The sequence below is a fragment of the Thalassobacillus sp. B23F22_16 genome, assembly GCF_043496955.1.
GTDB classification, from domain to species: Bacteria; Bacillota; Bacilli; order Bacillales; family Halobacillaceae; genus Thalassobacillus; species Thalassobacillus devorans_A.
On the sequence record NZ_JBIEKD010000001.1, the window covers coordinates 76,106 to 91,222 of the forward strand.

Consider the following 15,117-nt stretch of genomic DNA (forward strand, 5'->3'; position numbering starts at 1 on the left):
AAGAAATAACGCTCCAATTGGGAGCGTTATTTTTTCTTCCTATATTCTAGAGGAAAATCAGAGTCGGCAATCAACTGGTTCGCCGGCTTCTTCAACAGTTCCTGCATCATGTCTTCTCCGTGGTTACGCTGATAGGAATCTATTATTTCATATCCGATCTGGTAGCCGATCCATTCGGGCAAGCGTCCACGGCGCTCCCCGTAAAGATACGGCTGATGGTTTTCTTGTCCTGACAGCTCCAGAGCAGGAACAAACTCTCTTTTCCAAACCTGACGTACATCCTCACCCCTGTGATGCTTCACCCATTGTGACATCTGCTCTTCCCCATACAGCGATTTCACTGCGTATTCCGCCAGCCCTTCCATCACGAGTGCTTCCTTTAAAGGCAATTCATCTGTTCGGAACCCCATTCGCGCCAGCCGGCAGATATGGTTATATTCATGAGCGAGTAAAGCCTTGATTTCTATATCAGGGACATCTGGTGCCAGAAATAAGAATAGACACCGGCGGAAGCTTAACCCGCTTTTCACAATCGCACGCCTGCGGGCAGGAAGGTGGCACTGGGCGACAGGAAAAATATAAATGGCTGTCTCCGGCCCCTGCCACTTCCTTTTCAATCGCCGGTATTCACGAGCCGCCACCCCCCACGTTCCCTTCCGTTCCAAATGACGTGCAGCTTTTGCGACATGCCGCCACTCCCGCGGTTCAAACAATCCGTTTTTCAGTAAAATAGATTGCAACTCCTCAGCAGAAACCCCTGCCTCTGTGACAGGTTTGCATATATAATCCTGTTGCTGTTGATAAGGTTGTTGTAAGTGTATTGTTTCCTTTTTACAGGCTTCCACAAAATCATCCAGCCAGGGTCGAGTATTTTTGACCGCCACTTCACCTCCCCCTTCCCGATTCTTTAGAATAAGTAAAAAATAAACACAACCTAGTATACGTTCGGTTGTGTCTATCAGTGAAATTCTGTTATCTTTTTTTATTATTCAGCATCTTTTCAATAGTGGACATATCTTTCGGAACATTTCCACTTAGAATCGCTTTTACAATCTTGTCTTCTGTACTACGGGAGACCGGTTTATTCGCAAGTCGTGATACTTTTTTGATAACCTGACGGACGGTTCTTTCATCAGAAAGATCCGCTCCCCGCAGGGATTGCACAAGCCGCATCACATCATCCATCTTTACCCCGGTCTTTTTCTCAAAATTATCCAACATACCTTCTGCCTCCTTACTTAAACTGTCTTCATTCCTATCGTATGGACAGGAGGCAGGTCGGTAACGGCAGGTAGCCTACAGGAAGATAAGAAAAAGCGATCAGACAGCCTTCCCCCCAAACAGTTCCCACTCTTATTCAATTAATCTCAACTTTTTACATATGCTATAAGAACCATTCTTTTTACCACATTTAAACATTTTCAGGAGGAAAACAAATGACCAGACCCTTACGGTTTCAAAATACCACCAGAAGCCAGATGGATTTCAATGAGGTGTTTGATTATATATACCGCTTTATGAAAAAGCAGACGATGGGCAACTACAAGCTGATGCTCGGCACAGACTCCCAGGTACATCCGCATGCGACCGTCTTCATTACCGGCATCGTCATTCAGCGCCTGGGAGCCGGTGTATGGGCCTGCTTCAGAAAAGAAATCGTACCACGGCAAATGCACGTCCTGGGCGAACGGATTTCCTATGAGACCTCGCTGACCGAGGAAATTGCCAACCTGTTTACCGAAGAAAAAAAGTCCCAATTGATTGACGTGGTGCTGCCCCATATTTATAAAGGAGCCAGTTTTACCATCGAAGGCCATATCGATATCGGTGCCGGTGAACGGAACCGCACACGAATCTATGTAGAGGAAATGATGGCACGGATCGAATCGCTCGGCATGGAAGCAAAAATAAAACCCGATGCCATCGTGGCAAGCGGGTATGCGAACAAATATACGAAGTGAATACAAAGCGCAGCTTATTTAAAAGCCAGCTTCGCTTTCGGTTTCTCATTTCTTTCTTTCTTTACAGGTGATCTCCGTCTGTCCAATTCATTCAAAAGCCTGTCCAGCCTTTGCGACAGCTCCAGGACTTCTTTTCCGTGCGGGTTGTCCTGATAGGCACGGTACATTTCCAATCTCACCTGCTCAATGTGCTCTTCTAGGAGGTTGAATCGTTTCATCCGTTTCTTCCTCTCCACGTGTAATTCTGACCTGAGTGTGGAGAAGCATCTCCTTCTACACTTGCAGATCTCATAACTTTTTTCATCCTGTTGCAGGATGAAACCTTCTCTTTCTGGTTCTCTTACATAAAACACTCCATTATCCTCATATAACCGAATTCTCACCAGCTTAAACCGCTTACATAAAACTTTTTTTAAAAAAATATAAAAAAGCGTTTAATCCTTACCAGCAGATTAAATAAAACCAAAAATTTTTAGTGACTTCACCATTGTAACACAAAACGTTTCAATGAAAGGTCAACTTATATTGATTAGAGAAGAATCATTGGCCCCGATTACTTCTGAGTAATCAGGGCCAATAGTTTACCCTTTTCCCTCTACACGCGTAGCGGTTTCTTTGTTTTTACCAAACGGATAAAAACTCCATTTTCCAAGCAGCAAAATGATCGCCGGCGTCAAAATCGTCCGGACTAGAAACGTATCGATCAACACACCGACAGCAACGACAAATCCAAACATAAACAATTCCATAATCGGCTGGGTCGTCAAAACCGCAAAGGTTGCGGCAAGAATGAGACCAGCTGAAGATATGACGCCGCCTGTGCGGGAAATTCCCTGCTGGACAGCGTCCTTAAGCGAAAGGTTCCGGTACGCTTCCTGGATTCTGGATACAAGCATAATATTGTAATCCACCCCAAGGGCAACGAGGAAGACAAACGCGTACAGCGGAATCCGGTAACTCATCTGCTCATACCCGAATACATTTTTAAAGATATAATCGGATATCCCTAGTGCAGCGCTGAACGACAATAGAATCGTAGCCATCATGTAAATTGGCGCAATGATAGAGCGTGACTGGAATCCGAGCATAATCGTAATCAGTACTGTGACCAGTGTCATCACGAGCAGCGTATCGCGGTTGTTCAGTTCCCGGATATCCAGATTGGTCGCTGTTTCCCCAGAAAAGTAAAGCTCGTGTTCACCTGAGTCCAATCCACTAGCGTCGAGTAGGTTCGCTTTGTTTTCCCGCAGTTTTTCCATCGCATCGAATGCTTCATGCTGATAAGGATTTCCTGCGAAAACAAGACTCAGCTTGGCAGCAGTTTCGTCGTCTGACAGAAAATCACGACCGTTTACAGAAACATCTGCTACATGTTCCTGCTCCTCCAGCTGCTGTGCCACAGATTCGACCGTTTCCTGATCGAGTGCTGAGTCAGCAGTAACCAGTACGGTCGTCGGCGCCACTTCGCCCGGGTTATATTTTTCTTCGATTAAGTCAAAACCTTCCCGGGAGGTCATATCCTCCGGGAACGACTGCAGCAGGTTATAGGAATAGTTGACCTGAAACGCATTCACAGAAAACAGCCCGAGCAGCACAAGCACCGCTACCCCACTGACCAGAGGCTTTTTCGTCACCGCATGGCTGATTTTGCTCCAGACCTTGTTCGTTTTGGCGACGTTTTCCGTACCTGTACGGGGAATCGACGGCCAGAACGCCCTTCTCCCGAAGAACGTGAACAATGCAGGGACAAGTGTCAGTCCGGCCAGCAGAATAATGGCCAGCGCGACGGAAAATACTGGTGCAAAGTTGCGGTACGGTTCATAAATAGCCACGATGAGCGTGATTACGGCAACAAGCACGGTTGCCCCGCTGAAGAAAATCGGCTCTCCGACACGACTCATCGCCCGCTGCATCGCTTCATATTTACTTTCCACCCGCTGAAGCTCCTCACGAAATCTTGAGAAAACAAACAGCGAGTAATCGGTGATAGCGGCAAACAACAATATCATCATGATCGATAATGCCTGTGTCTCTACCGTAAACCAACCGTTCGCCCCGCCGATTCCAATCGCCCGGTTGACGACTTCATAAACGATCGCCGCAGCAATCAGCGGAATCAAAGCGAGGAGCGGCGAACGGTAAATCACAATCAGTAAAACAAGAATAAGGGCGACTGTCGCGAACAACAGCACCATATCCCCGCTTGAGAACAATTCCAGTGCATCGGAAGAAATCCCCGCCGGTCCTGTAATGGAGACCTCGATTCCTTCACCCAGGGCATCTTGGATCGACGCTTCCATTGCCACTACGGATTCGTTGACTTCTTCCATCTCCAAACCTTTTTTCAGCTCAGCCGGCACGACCAGCGTAGTTTCATCTTCCGATAAGAACGACTGCTGTGCCTGGGGAGGCAGCTGCTCCAATGGCAGTACTTCTTTTATGGCTTCCCTCTGTTCAGACGGAAGATCTTCGATCGCCTTCAGCCCATCTGCCACTTCCGTTATCCCTTGTTCCCCCAGCCCCTCTCGATCATGGAAGACGAGGATAGCAGGCAGACTGTCATTATCTTCAAAATGCGCTTTTATTTTTTCATCAGCTACTACTGACGGGGCATCGTCCGGCAATCCTTCCCCTGCTGTGTTGACGGCCGAATCCCTTGCCCCAGGTGCCAGAAAACTCAACCCTAGCATGACAACGAGCCATACCGATAAACTGATGATCATTCCTTTTTTACTGTTCGTATAACGAAATAATTTACTCACGAAACACCACCTGCCTCAGCGTCCGTCGACGCGATAAAAAATGTCGAGATCAAAAACAGGACAAAGCTGATGATCAGAACCGAACCACCGCCAATATATAAACCGAGGGAAACGGCTTTCGGCATGCTGAGCAGGTCAAGAAAATGCACCCACATTCCAGTTGTCAGTCCAGTCGCCCCGATAATGCCAGTCCATACCTGCGCGGTGGCAAGCTTTTCAGAGGTTATCGTAAATAGTTTATAATAAACACCCCAGGCAAATAAGGACAGCCATCCCACCACAAGAATATGTGCATGAATCGGCCTGAGCGCGTAAGACCCCGCGCCTGCCATGTGCGCGCCGATAAGCGCACCGAGCAAAGCGAAAACGGCAGACACCCTTATTAATAATCTACTATATGCTTCCATTGTTTTTCCTCCTTTATCATCACTTCCATCATTAAAGATAAAGGAGAAAAGTGAACAGAAGGTTAACAGACCGATTATTTTTTCGGCAAAACAACGAAGAAGCTGGTTCCAGCATCTTGTTCGCTCTCGACCGTAATGGTCCCACCATGCATATCGATCACTTGATTGACAATCGATAGACCGAGTCCTGTTCCCTCCGTCGTTCTTGCTTCATCAGCCCGGTAAAACCGCTCAAAAATAAGCTCCTGTTCTTCCGGCGTCATGCCAATCCCCGTGTCGCGGAACTCGATTGCCACTTCGTCCGCTTTGTTTTTGAGCGAGATTTCAATCGAACCGTCGGGGCGGTTATACTTGATGGCGTTGGTCAGGAGGTTTTCCCAGACAGCATAAAGCATCGCTTCATCTCCCGAAAGGACCGCTTCCTCCAAATCATACGTCACAAACAAATCTTTCTCCTCAAACAGCCAGCGATATTTGTGAATCGTTTCCTTCAATTGCGCGGTCACATCTACCGCTTCTTTTTTCTCCAGCTTTCCTTTTTGATCAAGGGAAGTTAGAACGAGCAGCTGTTTAGAGAGCATCGACATCCGTTCCGTTTCATCCTTGATGACGTTGATGTAGTCCTGCTTTTCCTCACTTGTCAACGAATCGTTTTCCAACAGGCGGGCATAACCCTGGATATTCAACAATGGCGATTGGATGTCATGAGAAACGTTAGAAATGAACGATTTGCGCATCGCATCGAGCTCCCCGAGCCTCCTGGTCATGTGATTGAACCGATCCGCCAATTGCCCGATTTCGTCGGTACGCTGGATATCAAGCTGAACATCAAAATTTTCATCGACAACTTTATGGGTAGCATTCGAAAGCTTTCGAATCGGATTAACAAGCATTCGGGCGGCAATCAGGACAGCGACAATCGTGAGTACCAGCATAATCACGACAATCCAGCCAAGCAGAATATGAACCTCGCTGAACAACAGCTCAATATCGGGACGCATGAACAGCGCATACCTCTCTCCGTTATAATCGAATGAAGTCCCGACCGTGTTTCTTAATTCATCGGCGAAAAATCCCGACACGAACGTTTCCCGGGGGAAGTTTCTCATGCCGTGATATTCGTTGCCGGCAAGCACCTGTTCGACGATGGATTCTGGCAACTGCTTGTCCCTGAATTCTCCCCCGTAAAACTTGCCCCGCCCGGAAGAATCCACAAGATAGAGCTGGTAGCCGGCTGAACCCATTTGCACCAGATAACTGTCGAGGTCGTCCTGATTTTCTGCAAAGCTTGCTATACCGGTGATAATCTCCATATTCTTCTCGTCATTCTCCGGCTTCACTTTTTGATGATAATAGGAATTCGAAAATAAAAATCCTATAATCGTGCTGCCTGTGATGATTAAAAGCGTCACGATCAGAAACCTGGAATAGAGCGTCTTCATGACCCCTCGACCTCTAACCGGTAGCCGACCCCGCGCACCGTACGAATCGTAATTTCCTCCGTCAATTTGGCGAGCCGCTCCCGGATTCTTTTGATATGGACGTTGACGGTCCGTTCATCCCCTTCAAAATCAATCCCCCAAATCTGCTCGATCAGAAAATCCCGCGTCATCACCTGGTTTGGCCGGGAAGCAAGCAGTGACAGGAGCTCGAATTCTTTTCGCGGCATCAGAATCGTCCGGGTTCCTGCCTGTACTTCATAATTTTTACGATTAATTGTGAGTCCGGCGATTTTTATCACTGTATCTGCCGGTTTATCATAGCGCCGCAGCACCGCCTGAACACGGAACAGCAGTTCCTTCGGATGGAAAGGCTTCACGACATAATCATCCGACCCGGAGCGAAAGCCTTTCTCTTTATCCTCGATTTCCCCTTTCGCCGTTAAAAGGATCACCGGGATCTCAAAATCCGACTTCACCATTTCCGTCAATGTATAGCCATCCATGTGCGGCATCATGACATCCACCACCGCAAGGTCAATCGCCTGAGATTCCAAAATTTCCAGCGCCTCGTTTCCATTCGCCGCCTTCCAGACGCGGTAGCCGGCATCCTTCAGCTGGATGTCCACGAGATTCAATATCGCCTGATCATCATCCACCACCACAATCGATGTCATATACGTTCACCCTTTCCCTACTATTATAGGAGACTTTCCTTCCGACCTATCATGATAAAATACAAAAATGAACAGAAGGTGAACAACCAGAGTCATAAACAATAGACAAAGAAGCAGGCCTAAACCTGCTTCTGACTATTAAGGTTTTACTATTTTTTTATAAAAAATAATCCCATGCGTCGTTTCTTCTGCTGAAATAAATCCGATTCGTTCATAAAAAGCCTGCGCTTCCTTCGGCTCCTCGCACCAAAGGTATTCGACATTGCCATGATAAAGAATCCGGTTCGCCTTATGCAGTAACGTCGTAGCAACCCGAAGGTCCTGATCCGGATCATCGAACGCCATGCCCCGGAGGCGAATCTGTTTCGGAGAGGACACAGCGTCCGTCGCTTCCATATAAAAAGAGGAAATTCCGGTCAGCTCCCTGTTTTCAAACGCTCCTAAATGAAAGGTGAATTCCTCATCATCCCCCGGATACTGAGGCGCATCTGCAGACTGGGCAGTACACTTACGCCTGAGCTCATATGTATCTTCCACTGGTATTTCTTTGACATTAATCACTTCATCACACTCCTCGCAATCGTTAAGGAAGAAGATTCTTCCGTTGGGGTAGAAGTTTATTGAGACAGGACGGGGTATCTTTGCGGACAGCTTTGCCCTTTTTCCGCCCTATCCTGTCCGCTTCTCTACTCTTTGCGGACAACTTTATCCTTCTCCGGCTCCATCCTGTCCACTTCACACCCATTTGCGGACAACTTTATCCTTTTCCGACTCCATCCTGTCCACTTCTCACTACTTCGAGGACAACTTTGCCCTTTTCCGACTCCATACTGTCCGCTTCTCCCCATCAAATAACTCACCGCCGGCCATCAGCATAGGTCATGACGAAATGCAGGACTGCGACCTGGTCGGTCGGATTGATGTAGGCGTGCTCCCTGTCGCCTTTGAACTTAATCGAGTCATACTCATACAGGTGGTAGACCTCATCTTCGACTTTCACCTGCACTTCCCCTTCCATCACGGTCACATACTCGACCACGCCTGGCTGATGGGCGCCGGGGGCGTACGTCTCATTCCCTTTCAAAAAGGCGCGGTGAATTTCCATCGAGCCATAGCCCGACGTATCAAACATCGGCTCAAGCCGGATGGCTTCGTCGTCACTGAGAACCCGATTCCCTTCATGGTTCCGGGATATTTTCACTTCCTGCTGTTCATTCAAAAGCATCGAGATCGGAATCCTTAAGCCATTCGCTATCTTCCAAATCACAGCAAGCGACGGGTTGGCTTCGCCTCGTTCGATGTTCCCTAGCGTCAGCGCACTAACCCCCGTCTGTTCACTAAGCTGCTGGAGGCTGATGCCTTTTTCTTTTCGGATGTTTCTTAGGGTGGAACCTACTTGTTTTGCTAACTTTTCCACTTCTTTCTGGTACTCGTCCAATGGATTTCTCCTTCCTGAATTTCCTAGGCAGGCACTAGGAATATATGTATAATATAGTTTATAGGATATATAGTATACTTTACAAATTGAAAAAGCGGGGATGATATGAAAGAAATTCTTATTGGGATTTTGGCGTCTGTCTTCTTTGCGGTGACCTTCATCTTGAACCGCTCCATGGAGTTATCGGGCGGCAGCTGGTTATGGAGTTCATCGCTGCGTTTTCTTTTTATGGTACCGTTTTTAATTCTTATTGTACTCGTTAGGAAGAATGGCCGGCAAGTGATTGCCGAAATAAGACGTAATCCTTTTCCCTGGATCACCTGGAGTTTTGTCGGATTTGTTTTATTTTATGCTCCGCTAACCTACGCGGCTGCCTATGGTCCCGGCTGGCTTGTTGCCGGTACCTGGCAAATGACAATTGTTGCTGGAGCGCTGCTTGGCCCGCTTTTTCACAAAACAGTCGAAACCCCCGAAGGCTCTGTAAAAGTACGGAACAAGCTGGAAGTGAGAGCCCTGAGTTTTTCCCTGTTGATTCTATTCGGGGTGGCCTTGATTCAGGTGCAAAAAGCAGGCGAGCTGACGATTTATGAAATGCTGATCGGCGTGCTGCCGGTCGTGGTCGCAGCGTTTGCGTACCCGCTCGGAAACCGTAAAATGATGGAGGTGTGCGGCGGAAGGCTCGATACCTTTCAACGGGTGCTCGGCATGACCCTCGCAAGCCTTCCGTTCTGGCTGCTCATCGCGGCTGCCGGTTGGGTCACTGCTGGCGCCCCGTCCAATGACCAGCTGCTGCAGACGTTCATTGTCGCGATCAGCTCCGGTGTTATCGCAACGACATTATTTTTCATTGCAACGGACCGGGCGAGAAAAAATCAAGGAAAGCTTGCTGCCGTCGAAGCGACCCAGTCCACACAGGTATTATTTGTTCTGCTCGGAGAAGCCTGGCTGCTGTCAGCCCCGCTCCCTAGTGGCATCGCCCTGGCGGGACTTTTCATCATCATCACTGGCATGGCGCTGCACAGTTATTTTACAAACAAGATCTCTGCTTCCCCGAACAAGGAAGCAAAAAAGGAATCATTCGGTGCTTGAAAAGGAGGTTGCTGTGAATGAACAAACAGGCATTTACACTGGCATTTATTACGGTACTGATCTGGGGTTCGACATTTGCCGCGATCCGCGCGAGCCTCCACGGCGGCTATACCGCGGGACACCTGGTGCTGTTCCGTTACCTGATCGCATCCGCCCTGTTCGCGATTTACGCCCTGTGGCCAGGCGTGAAGTTTAAGCTGCCGGTTAAAAAAGATGTTCTCCCGCTTTTGGCCCTTGGATTTGTCGGCATAAGTATCTATCACACCGGTGTTACATTTGGTGAAATCACCGTCTCGTCCGGAACCGCCGGCATGCTGATTGGAGCCGCGCCGATTTTTACAGCGATCATCGCCGTCATCGCGTTAAAAGAAAAACTCGGCACCTTCGGCTGGATCGGCCTCGGCATCGGATTTGTCGGCATCCTGCTGATCACGGTCGGCTCTTCTGGATCGAGCTTCACCTTATCTTCCGGAGCCCTGCTGTTAGTGATGGCGACCGTTGCCACGTCGATTTTTTTCGTTTTCCAAAAACCGTTCTTCCGCCGCTACAAACCGATTGAGCTGACCGCTTACGTCACCTGGTCCGGTACCATTCCCTTTTTCATCTTCAGTCCTGGTCTGTTTGATACTGTCCAGCAGGCAAGCATGGAAGCGAACCTCGCTGCCATTTATGTCGGTATTTTCCCGGCGGGCGTCGCATACGTCACCTGGTCGACCGCCCTGTCGCTCGGCAATGCCAGCTCGGTGACAAGCATGATGTATCTCGAGCCCGCGGTCGCTGTCTTTTTCGGATGGGTCTGGCTGAATGAACTTCCATCTGTGTTGTCGCTGATCGGTGGTGCCGTCGCCTTGTTAGGGGTAATCACCATCAATGTGCTCGGCAGAAGACATTTAATGAAAAAATACCGCACGCCCGCTTACAACAGGAATACTTCTTGACCTAAAACATGCCTGCTTTCCTTTTGGGAGCAGGCACTTTTTTAATAGAGGGTTATTCTTACTTAACGCTGATATATACTTACTTAACTCAGGTAGATACCTCCCTAACGCAGTAACATACTGCCCAAACTGGCACCTATACCTCCTTAACTCGATAACATACCGCCCTAAGCACAATCACGCTACAATAAAAAAGAGCCTGGATGTTCAGGCTCTGATTAAATCTGTTTAATTACCTTGGCCGGATTGCCGCCGACCACCACATTAGCGGGAACATCTTTTGTCACCACGGCACCAGAAGCGATCACGGCATTGTCCCCGACCGTTACCCCCGGATTAATGATCGCGCTGCCGCCAATCCAGACATTGTCTCCAAACGTAATCGGCTTCGCATATTCTTTCCCGGAATTACGCTCCGTCGCATCGAGCGGATGAGTAGCTGTATAGATCTGAACGCCCGGCGCCAGCATACAATTATCGCCGAACCGCACTTCACAAACATCAAGAATCGTACAGTCAAAATTAGCAAAAAAATTATCACCAACATGGGTGTTATAGCCGTAATCAAACCGAATCGTCGGTTCCATAAACGCATTCTCCCCGGAAGAACCAAGCAAATCCTTCAACATCTTCGCCCGTTTTTCCCCTTCCGTTTCCAGGGTTTGATTGTATAACCTCACCTTGCGCCTTGCTTCTTCCCGATCTTTTGCCAGTACCGGGTCAGCTGGATCATACACTTCCCCCGCCAGCATCTTCTCTTTTTCTGTCCTCATTGCTGCATCTTCCTTTATAAAAATTTTTGAAAAAAGGTAACAATCGAATCCCCCCAACTACTCATCTAACAATGGATAAACGATAGTCCCGTCGGATTCCACTATGGGCATTGCACCCCATTTTCCCAGCTCATGACCAACAAGCTCCGGGTGCCCTTTCGAACCATTAATGATATGATAAACTTCCCAGCCATTCGCCTGCAACCAGTTGCTGATCAGCAGACGATGGCATCTCGCCGGGTGCCGCTCGGAGCACATGTAGACTACGTTGGCATCTTTCGCCTCGGTCATAAGTGCTTCGAGGCCTTTTTGAAAATCCTCCGTCAATGTGTAATCGGCATAATTATGGAACGAGCGGTTTTCCCACCCCGCATTCAGATTCTCGCCAATTTCCCCGGACCGGCTCCTCCTACCACCGAGAAGCGGGAAATGCTGATAGTTCAGACCCGCTTCCTTCAGCCACTGATCCAGCTTTTCCTGGTTGAAGTGAGGAAACTTCCTGCTGGCAGGGAATGCCCGGATATCTGCTACGAAATCGATATCAGCAGCCTCAAGCATTTCCAGGAATTGCTCTTCGTAACGGTCCGAATGTCCAATGGTATATATTTTCATAACCAATCCCCCAGTTAAAATACCTATGTAACAAACTATACCCATTCCCTAACCCTTTAAATATTCCCATTATCTGGAGGACCTGGGGGTGCTTTAGCTGGCTTTATGAACGTCCCACGTGGTCATCCTCCTTCTTGCGGTCTTTAAAACACTTATTAGGACTGTCTATTCCAGTTTCATCGATTCTTATGGTCCTTATCCTCTCTCTATAGACCGTCCCGGCTATTTTCAGCGGCGCTTACGGTCCTTATCGTCCTTATAAAGGTATCCCCGCAGTGAAAATAAGATAAAAACCAGTCCCAAGATAAATAGCCATCCAACTAATATATTATCAAAAAGTCCTGGCATTGCAGGTTCACTAGGATAAGAACCAGAGCCGTTCAGTTTTACAGGAACACTCTTACTGGCATATAAGAAAGCAGTTATAAATCGTTCCATGGTAAATAATGTCGCACTGACGGATATTAAACCTATTCCTCCAAACAGACTAACTCTATCCATTGTTACACCCCTTCCAGCTTTTAACTAACCTAACTGTTGAACACTTCATGAAGTAAATCTATTATCTACTAACACCTCACGGGCCCAGAGCGTGATTTCAATCAAAAGAGCAAGCAGGACTATCAATGCCAATACAGGCAAGAAGAAGTGATGGAATTCATTTAGTAGATTTCCATCATAGCTGTTACCACGCATCGCCATCGTAAAAGCAAAAAACATCCCAAATGTGAAATTACGGGACCACTGACTGATATGGTAGGTAAAGATCCCTTCTCTCCAGCCTTTTTGCTGGATTCGTTTGATGGCACGTAAAACTTCCACACCCTCCACCAAGCAAAAGACGATCAGTACCACTAACCAATAATAATAAAGCAATAAACCATCCAGCAAATTCGTTGTAATCATAGCAAGGCCTGTAATCGAAAGGCCACCATGAATGATACAGTTCGTATTCGTCCAGTCTTCAATGAGCGACCAATCTGTTGACAAATAGCGCTTCAAAATTAACATAAGTCCGTTGGCATAAAAAAAGACACCCAGCCCAAACGCAGATAAACTTACCAAATCAGGCAGGCCAGGAAACATTTTTTCCCATAAAACGACGAGTGATTGTGCTGCCACAGCAGACAACAGGACGACACCATGAGTCGCATGGAATGTTGGCCGCTGCCACAATCGCTTGAAATTCTTCATGCTTACATAAATAAAAAACACCCACAAGCATGAGTTGATCACGGCCACGCCCACCGCCAATGAATGAAGCAATGGCGTATAGTTTTCCAGCACAATTCCCAATACCGAAAAACCGGCAATCCAGGAACCTATCACAAAAGAATTCACCGGATTATTTAAAAAAGGAGTAAGAAAGTCTTTTTGAAAAAACTGCTGAACTAATTTGGAGTAGATAACGATAGCCAGGAACAAAAAAGTTAAAGCGAACCATCGTTCTGCTGATTGGCTCAAAAAATGACTCATGACCCCATGTAAAAAAATACCCAAAGCCATAACGATGGCCCCGGAGGCTGGATTAATTATTTTTTTCTCAGTTACATCCATGTATGTTCGCCTCCCCTCCTGCGCGACTAACCTTTTTATTGTACGATTTTTTTATCACTATTTAAAGAGACCATTAAAAACAGGTGCCTGAGCTCCGCTATACTAAAGGGACTCAGGCACCTGTATTATCCTATAAAAATATTACGTTTGATAACGATACCACGGCAGTAACTGTGATGATGCTGCACAACGTAGTTAATAAAACAGCCTGAGCAGCGTAATCGGGATGGTTCCCATACTCCAGGGCAAATAGCGAACTGTTCCGTGAGACAGGAAATGAACTGGCAATAAATAACGCCTGGGCGACCGTACCTTCTAAGCCTAATAGTAAAATCGTAACCAGGGCAATACCAGGGGCCATAACTAACCTGCCAACAAGCGTCAGTACCAATGGTATTGATAGACGTGAGATTTTTATAAAGGCACTCTGCGCTCCCAACGTAATAAGCGCAATCGCTAAAAAAGCATTGGACGTGTTTTCAATTGGAGTCCAAATGAATTCCGGAATATTTATTGACGTTGCCTGAAAAAACACACCGGATAAAAAGGCATAAAACACGGGTGTCTTCAGGAATACCAGAATCGCCTGGGACCCCTTTCTCCCAACGGATACCGAATTGAATAGGCCATAGGTATACGTAAGAAGGTTTTGAAAAACCAGGACGACAATCTGAACAGATAACCCTAACGGATTGTGTTGAAACACCAATTGACTCACAGGTAACCCGAAGTTGCCGGAATTCACTAATACGACACTGTTTTTAAAAGTGGCGGATAACCCTTTCTCAAAATTAAAGATTCTCGATACCCCGGCACTGATCCCCATTAAAAAAAGAGATTGCAAGGCAAGAAAGGTTACAATAAAAAAGAGCGTGTCTCCCGCTATATTACTCTCGTATAAATTCGCAAAACATACGGCTGGCATAAGCAAAAAATGATTCAACTTAGACAGCGTACCCATATCAAACGAAAATTTCCGATGAAGAAATGCCCCTAGTCCAATTAGCATAAACACTGGGAAGATAACTTTTATTAAAATCTGAATGAATATTTCGATGACTCACACCCTCCCACGCGTTAAACGGCTAAAAAATCTGAACGAAGATCTGATAGCCATTCTCATAGGTTACTGTGAAGCCCACGTCTAACTTACCGGCGGATTGGTCATGGAACTCCTTGACCCCTATAGTTGGCAAACAAAAATATTTGCCTGTCACAGGTTCACTTATCAACATACATTCTGTGTGCATATGAATGACTGCCCGTTTCATTCTGTTCATACAACTAAACCCTGTCATGTCCTCAGGACTCATAAGCTCCACATCAAAATCGTTTCCTTCATACAACTTCATCCTGGTTTCCAGCAATTTCGATAACCCCATCACCATCCACGCCCCCTCTTCCGTTTCATTATAGAAAGGCTGAGGACGCTTATAAAATACAAAAAAGCTATCGAGAGCCATA

The 15,117-nt window shown here is 47.0% G+C and carries 18 protein-coding genes; 3 read left to right on the forward strand and 15 right to left on the reverse strand.

Annotated elements, in window-relative coordinates; translation table 11 throughout:
- Positions 1–26: 26 nt before the first annotated feature.
- Together ACGTNI_RS00430 and ACGTNI_RS00435 are read right to left on the reverse strand one after the other, a co-directional pair.
- Complete coding sequence (locus ACGTNI_RS00430) at positions 27–884, reverse strand: DUF2268 domain-containing putative Zn-dependent protease (RefSeq protein WP_394459074.1); 858 nt, start codon at positions 882–884, stop codon at positions 27–29.
- A gap of 88 nt (positions 885–972) precedes the next feature.
- On the reverse strand, positions 973–1,221 hold the full coding sequence (locus ACGTNI_RS00435; protein ID WP_085507459.1) for a stage VI sporulation protein F: 249 nt from the start codon (positions 1,219–1,221) through the stop codon (positions 973–975).
- Between the two features lie 215 nt (positions 1,222–1,436).
- On the opposite strand from ACGTNI_RS00435, the gene ACGTNI_RS00440 reads away from it, so the two are divergent.
- Positions 1,437–1,961 (forward strand): ribonuclease H-like YkuK family protein, encoded by a 525-nt coding sequence (locus ACGTNI_RS00440; RefSeq protein WP_394459076.1) that lies wholly within the window; start codon positions 1,437–1,439, stop codon positions 1,959–1,961.
- A gap of 14 nt (positions 1,962–1,975) precedes the next feature.
- On the opposite strand, the gene ACGTNI_RS00445 is transcribed toward ACGTNI_RS00440, so the two are convergent.
- The 7 genes from ACGTNI_RS00445 to ACGTNI_RS00475 form a co-directional block, all read right to left on the reverse strand.
- Positions 1,976–2,179, reverse strand: coding sequence for a Spo0E family sporulation regulatory protein-aspartic acid phosphatase (locus tag ACGTNI_RS00445; protein WP_394459078.1), 204 nt, complete (start codon positions 2,177–2,179; stop codon positions 1,976–1,978).
- 363 nt (positions 2,180–2,542) lie between these two features.
- Complete coding sequence (locus tag ACGTNI_RS00450; protein ID WP_394459080.1) at positions 2,543–4,723, reverse strand: MMPL family transporter; 2,181 nt, start codon at positions 4,721–4,723, stop codon at positions 2,543–2,545.
- Positions 4,720–5,130 carry a hypothetical protein gene (locus tag ACGTNI_RS00455; protein WP_394459083.1) on the reverse strand — a complete coding sequence of 137 codons (411 nt, stop codon included), beginning with the start codon at positions 5,128–5,130 and terminating at the stop codon, positions 4,720–4,722. Before ACGTNI_RS00455 ends, ACGTNI_RS00450 begins: the two co-directional genes overlap by 4 nt.
- 74 nt (positions 5,131–5,204) lie before the next feature.
- Positions 5,205–6,572 carry a sensor histidine kinase gene (locus ACGTNI_RS00460; RefSeq protein ID WP_394459085.1) on the reverse strand — a complete coding sequence of 456 codons (1,368 nt, stop codon included), beginning with the start codon at positions 6,570–6,572 and terminating at the stop codon, positions 5,205–5,207.
- Positions 6,569–7,246, reverse strand: coding sequence for a response regulator transcription factor (locus ACGTNI_RS00465; protein WP_394459087.1), 678 nt, complete (start codon positions 7,244–7,246; stop codon positions 6,569–6,571). The genes ACGTNI_RS00460 and ACGTNI_RS00465 overlap by 4 nt, the downstream gene beginning before the upstream one ends.
- A 138-nt stretch (positions 7,247–7,384) precedes the next feature.
- On the reverse strand, positions 7,385–7,807 hold the full coding sequence (locus ACGTNI_RS00470) for a GNAT family N-acetyltransferase (RefSeq protein WP_394459089.1): 423 nt from the start codon (positions 7,805–7,807) through the stop codon (positions 7,385–7,387).
- 295 nt (positions 7,808–8,102) lie between these two features.
- Positions 8,103–8,684, reverse strand: a complete 582-nt coding sequence (locus tag ACGTNI_RS00475) for a helix-turn-helix domain-containing protein (RefSeq protein WP_394459091.1) — start codon at positions 8,682–8,684, stop codon at positions 8,103–8,105.
- A 105-nt stretch (positions 8,685–8,789) separates the two neighbouring features.
- Between ACGTNI_RS00475 and ACGTNI_RS00480 the strand changes: the two genes are divergently transcribed.
- Complete coding sequence (locus tag ACGTNI_RS00480; RefSeq protein ID WP_394459093.1) at positions 8,790–9,773, forward strand: DMT family transporter; 984 nt, start codon at positions 8,790–8,792, stop codon at positions 9,771–9,773.
- Between the two features lie 17 nt (positions 9,774–9,790).
- Positions 9,791–10,711 carry a DMT family transporter gene (locus tag ACGTNI_RS00485; protein WP_394459095.1) on the forward strand — a complete coding sequence of 307 codons (921 nt, stop codon included), beginning with the start codon at positions 9,791–9,793 and terminating at the stop codon, positions 10,709–10,711.
- A gap of 218 nt (positions 10,712–10,929) precedes the next feature.
- On the opposite strand, the gene ACGTNI_RS00490 is transcribed toward ACGTNI_RS00485, so the two are convergent.
- From ACGTNI_RS00490 to ACGTNI_RS00515, 6 genes are all read right to left on the reverse strand, one after another.
- Positions 10,930–11,484: a sugar O-acetyltransferase gene (locus ACGTNI_RS00490; RefSeq protein ID WP_394459097.1), complete on the reverse strand. Its 555-nt coding sequence runs from the start codon at positions 11,482–11,484 to the stop codon at positions 10,930–10,932.
- A 57-nt stretch (positions 11,485–11,541) separates the two neighbouring features.
- Positions 11,542–12,096, reverse strand: coding sequence for a DUF488 domain-containing protein (locus ACGTNI_RS00495; protein WP_394459099.1), 555 nt, complete (start codon positions 12,094–12,096; stop codon positions 11,542–11,544).
- A 228-nt stretch (positions 12,097–12,324) separates the two neighbouring features.
- On the reverse strand, positions 12,325–12,597 hold the full coding sequence (locus tag ACGTNI_RS00500) for a hypothetical protein (RefSeq protein ID WP_394459101.1): 273 nt from the start codon (positions 12,595–12,597) through the stop codon (positions 12,325–12,327).
- Between the two features lie 45 nt (positions 12,598–12,642).
- Positions 12,643–13,653 carry a TDT family transporter gene (locus ACGTNI_RS00505; protein ID WP_394459103.1) on the reverse strand — a complete coding sequence of 337 codons (1,011 nt, stop codon included), beginning with the start codon at positions 13,651–13,653 and terminating at the stop codon, positions 12,643–12,645.
- A gap of 130 nt (positions 13,654–13,783) precedes the next feature.
- Entirely contained in the window at positions 13,784–14,710 is a 927-nt protein-coding gene (locus ACGTNI_RS00510) for an AEC family transporter (protein WP_085507428.1), read from the reverse strand.
- A gap of 28 nt (positions 14,711–14,738) precedes the next feature.
- Positions 14,739–15,038, reverse strand: coding sequence for a hypothetical protein (locus ACGTNI_RS00515; protein ID WP_394459105.1), 300 nt, complete (start codon positions 15,036–15,038; stop codon positions 14,739–14,741).
- Positions 15,039–15,117: the final 79 nt, after the last annotated feature.

Excerpts from the sequence above, each read along its gene's own strand:
- ACGTNI_RS00435 (WP_085507459.1), bottom strand. The coding sequence starts at position 1,221 with ATGTTGGATAATTTTGAGAAAAAGACCGGGGTAAAGATGGATGATGTG.
- ACGTNI_RS00440 (WP_394459076.1), top strand. The coding sequence starts at position 1,437 with ATGACCAGACCCTTACGGTTTCAAAATACCACCAGAAGCCAGATGGAT.
- ACGTNI_RS00445 (WP_394459078.1), bottom strand. The coding sequence starts at position 2,179 with ATGAAACGATTCAACCTCCTAGAAGAGCACATTGAGCAGGTGAGATTG.
- ACGTNI_RS00455 (WP_394459083.1), bottom strand. The coding sequence starts at position 5,130 with ATGGAAGCATATAGTAGATTATTAATAAGGGTGTCTGCCGTTTTCGCT.
- ACGTNI_RS00460 (WP_394459085.1), bottom strand. The coding sequence starts at position 6,572 with ATGAAGACGCTCTATTCCAGGTTTCTGATCGTGACGCTTTTAATCATC.
- ACGTNI_RS00465 (WP_394459087.1), bottom strand. The coding sequence starts at position 7,246 with ATGACATCGATTGTGGTGGTGGATGATGATCAGGCGATATTGAATCTC.
- ACGTNI_RS00480 (WP_394459093.1), top strand. The coding sequence starts at position 8,790 with ATGAAAGAAATTCTTATTGGGATTTTGGCGTCTGTCTTCTTTGCGGTG.
- ACGTNI_RS00485 (WP_394459095.1), top strand. The coding sequence starts at position 9,791 with ATGAACAAACAGGCATTTACACTGGCATTTATTACGGTACTGATCTGG.
- ACGTNI_RS00490 (WP_394459097.1), bottom strand. The coding sequence starts at position 11,484 with ATGAGGACAGAAAAAGAGAAGATGCTGGCGGGGGAAGTGTATGATCCA.
- ACGTNI_RS00495 (WP_394459099.1), bottom strand. The coding sequence starts at position 12,096 with ATGAAAATATATACCATTGGACATTCGGACCGTTACGAAGAGCAATTC.
- ACGTNI_RS00500 (WP_394459101.1), bottom strand. The coding sequence starts at position 12,597 with ATGGATAGAGTTAGTCTGTTTGGAGGAATAGGTTTAATATCCGTCAGT.
- ACGTNI_RS00505 (WP_394459103.1), bottom strand. The coding sequence starts at position 13,653 with ATGGATGTAACTGAGAAAAAAATAATTAATCCAGCCTCCGGGGCCATC.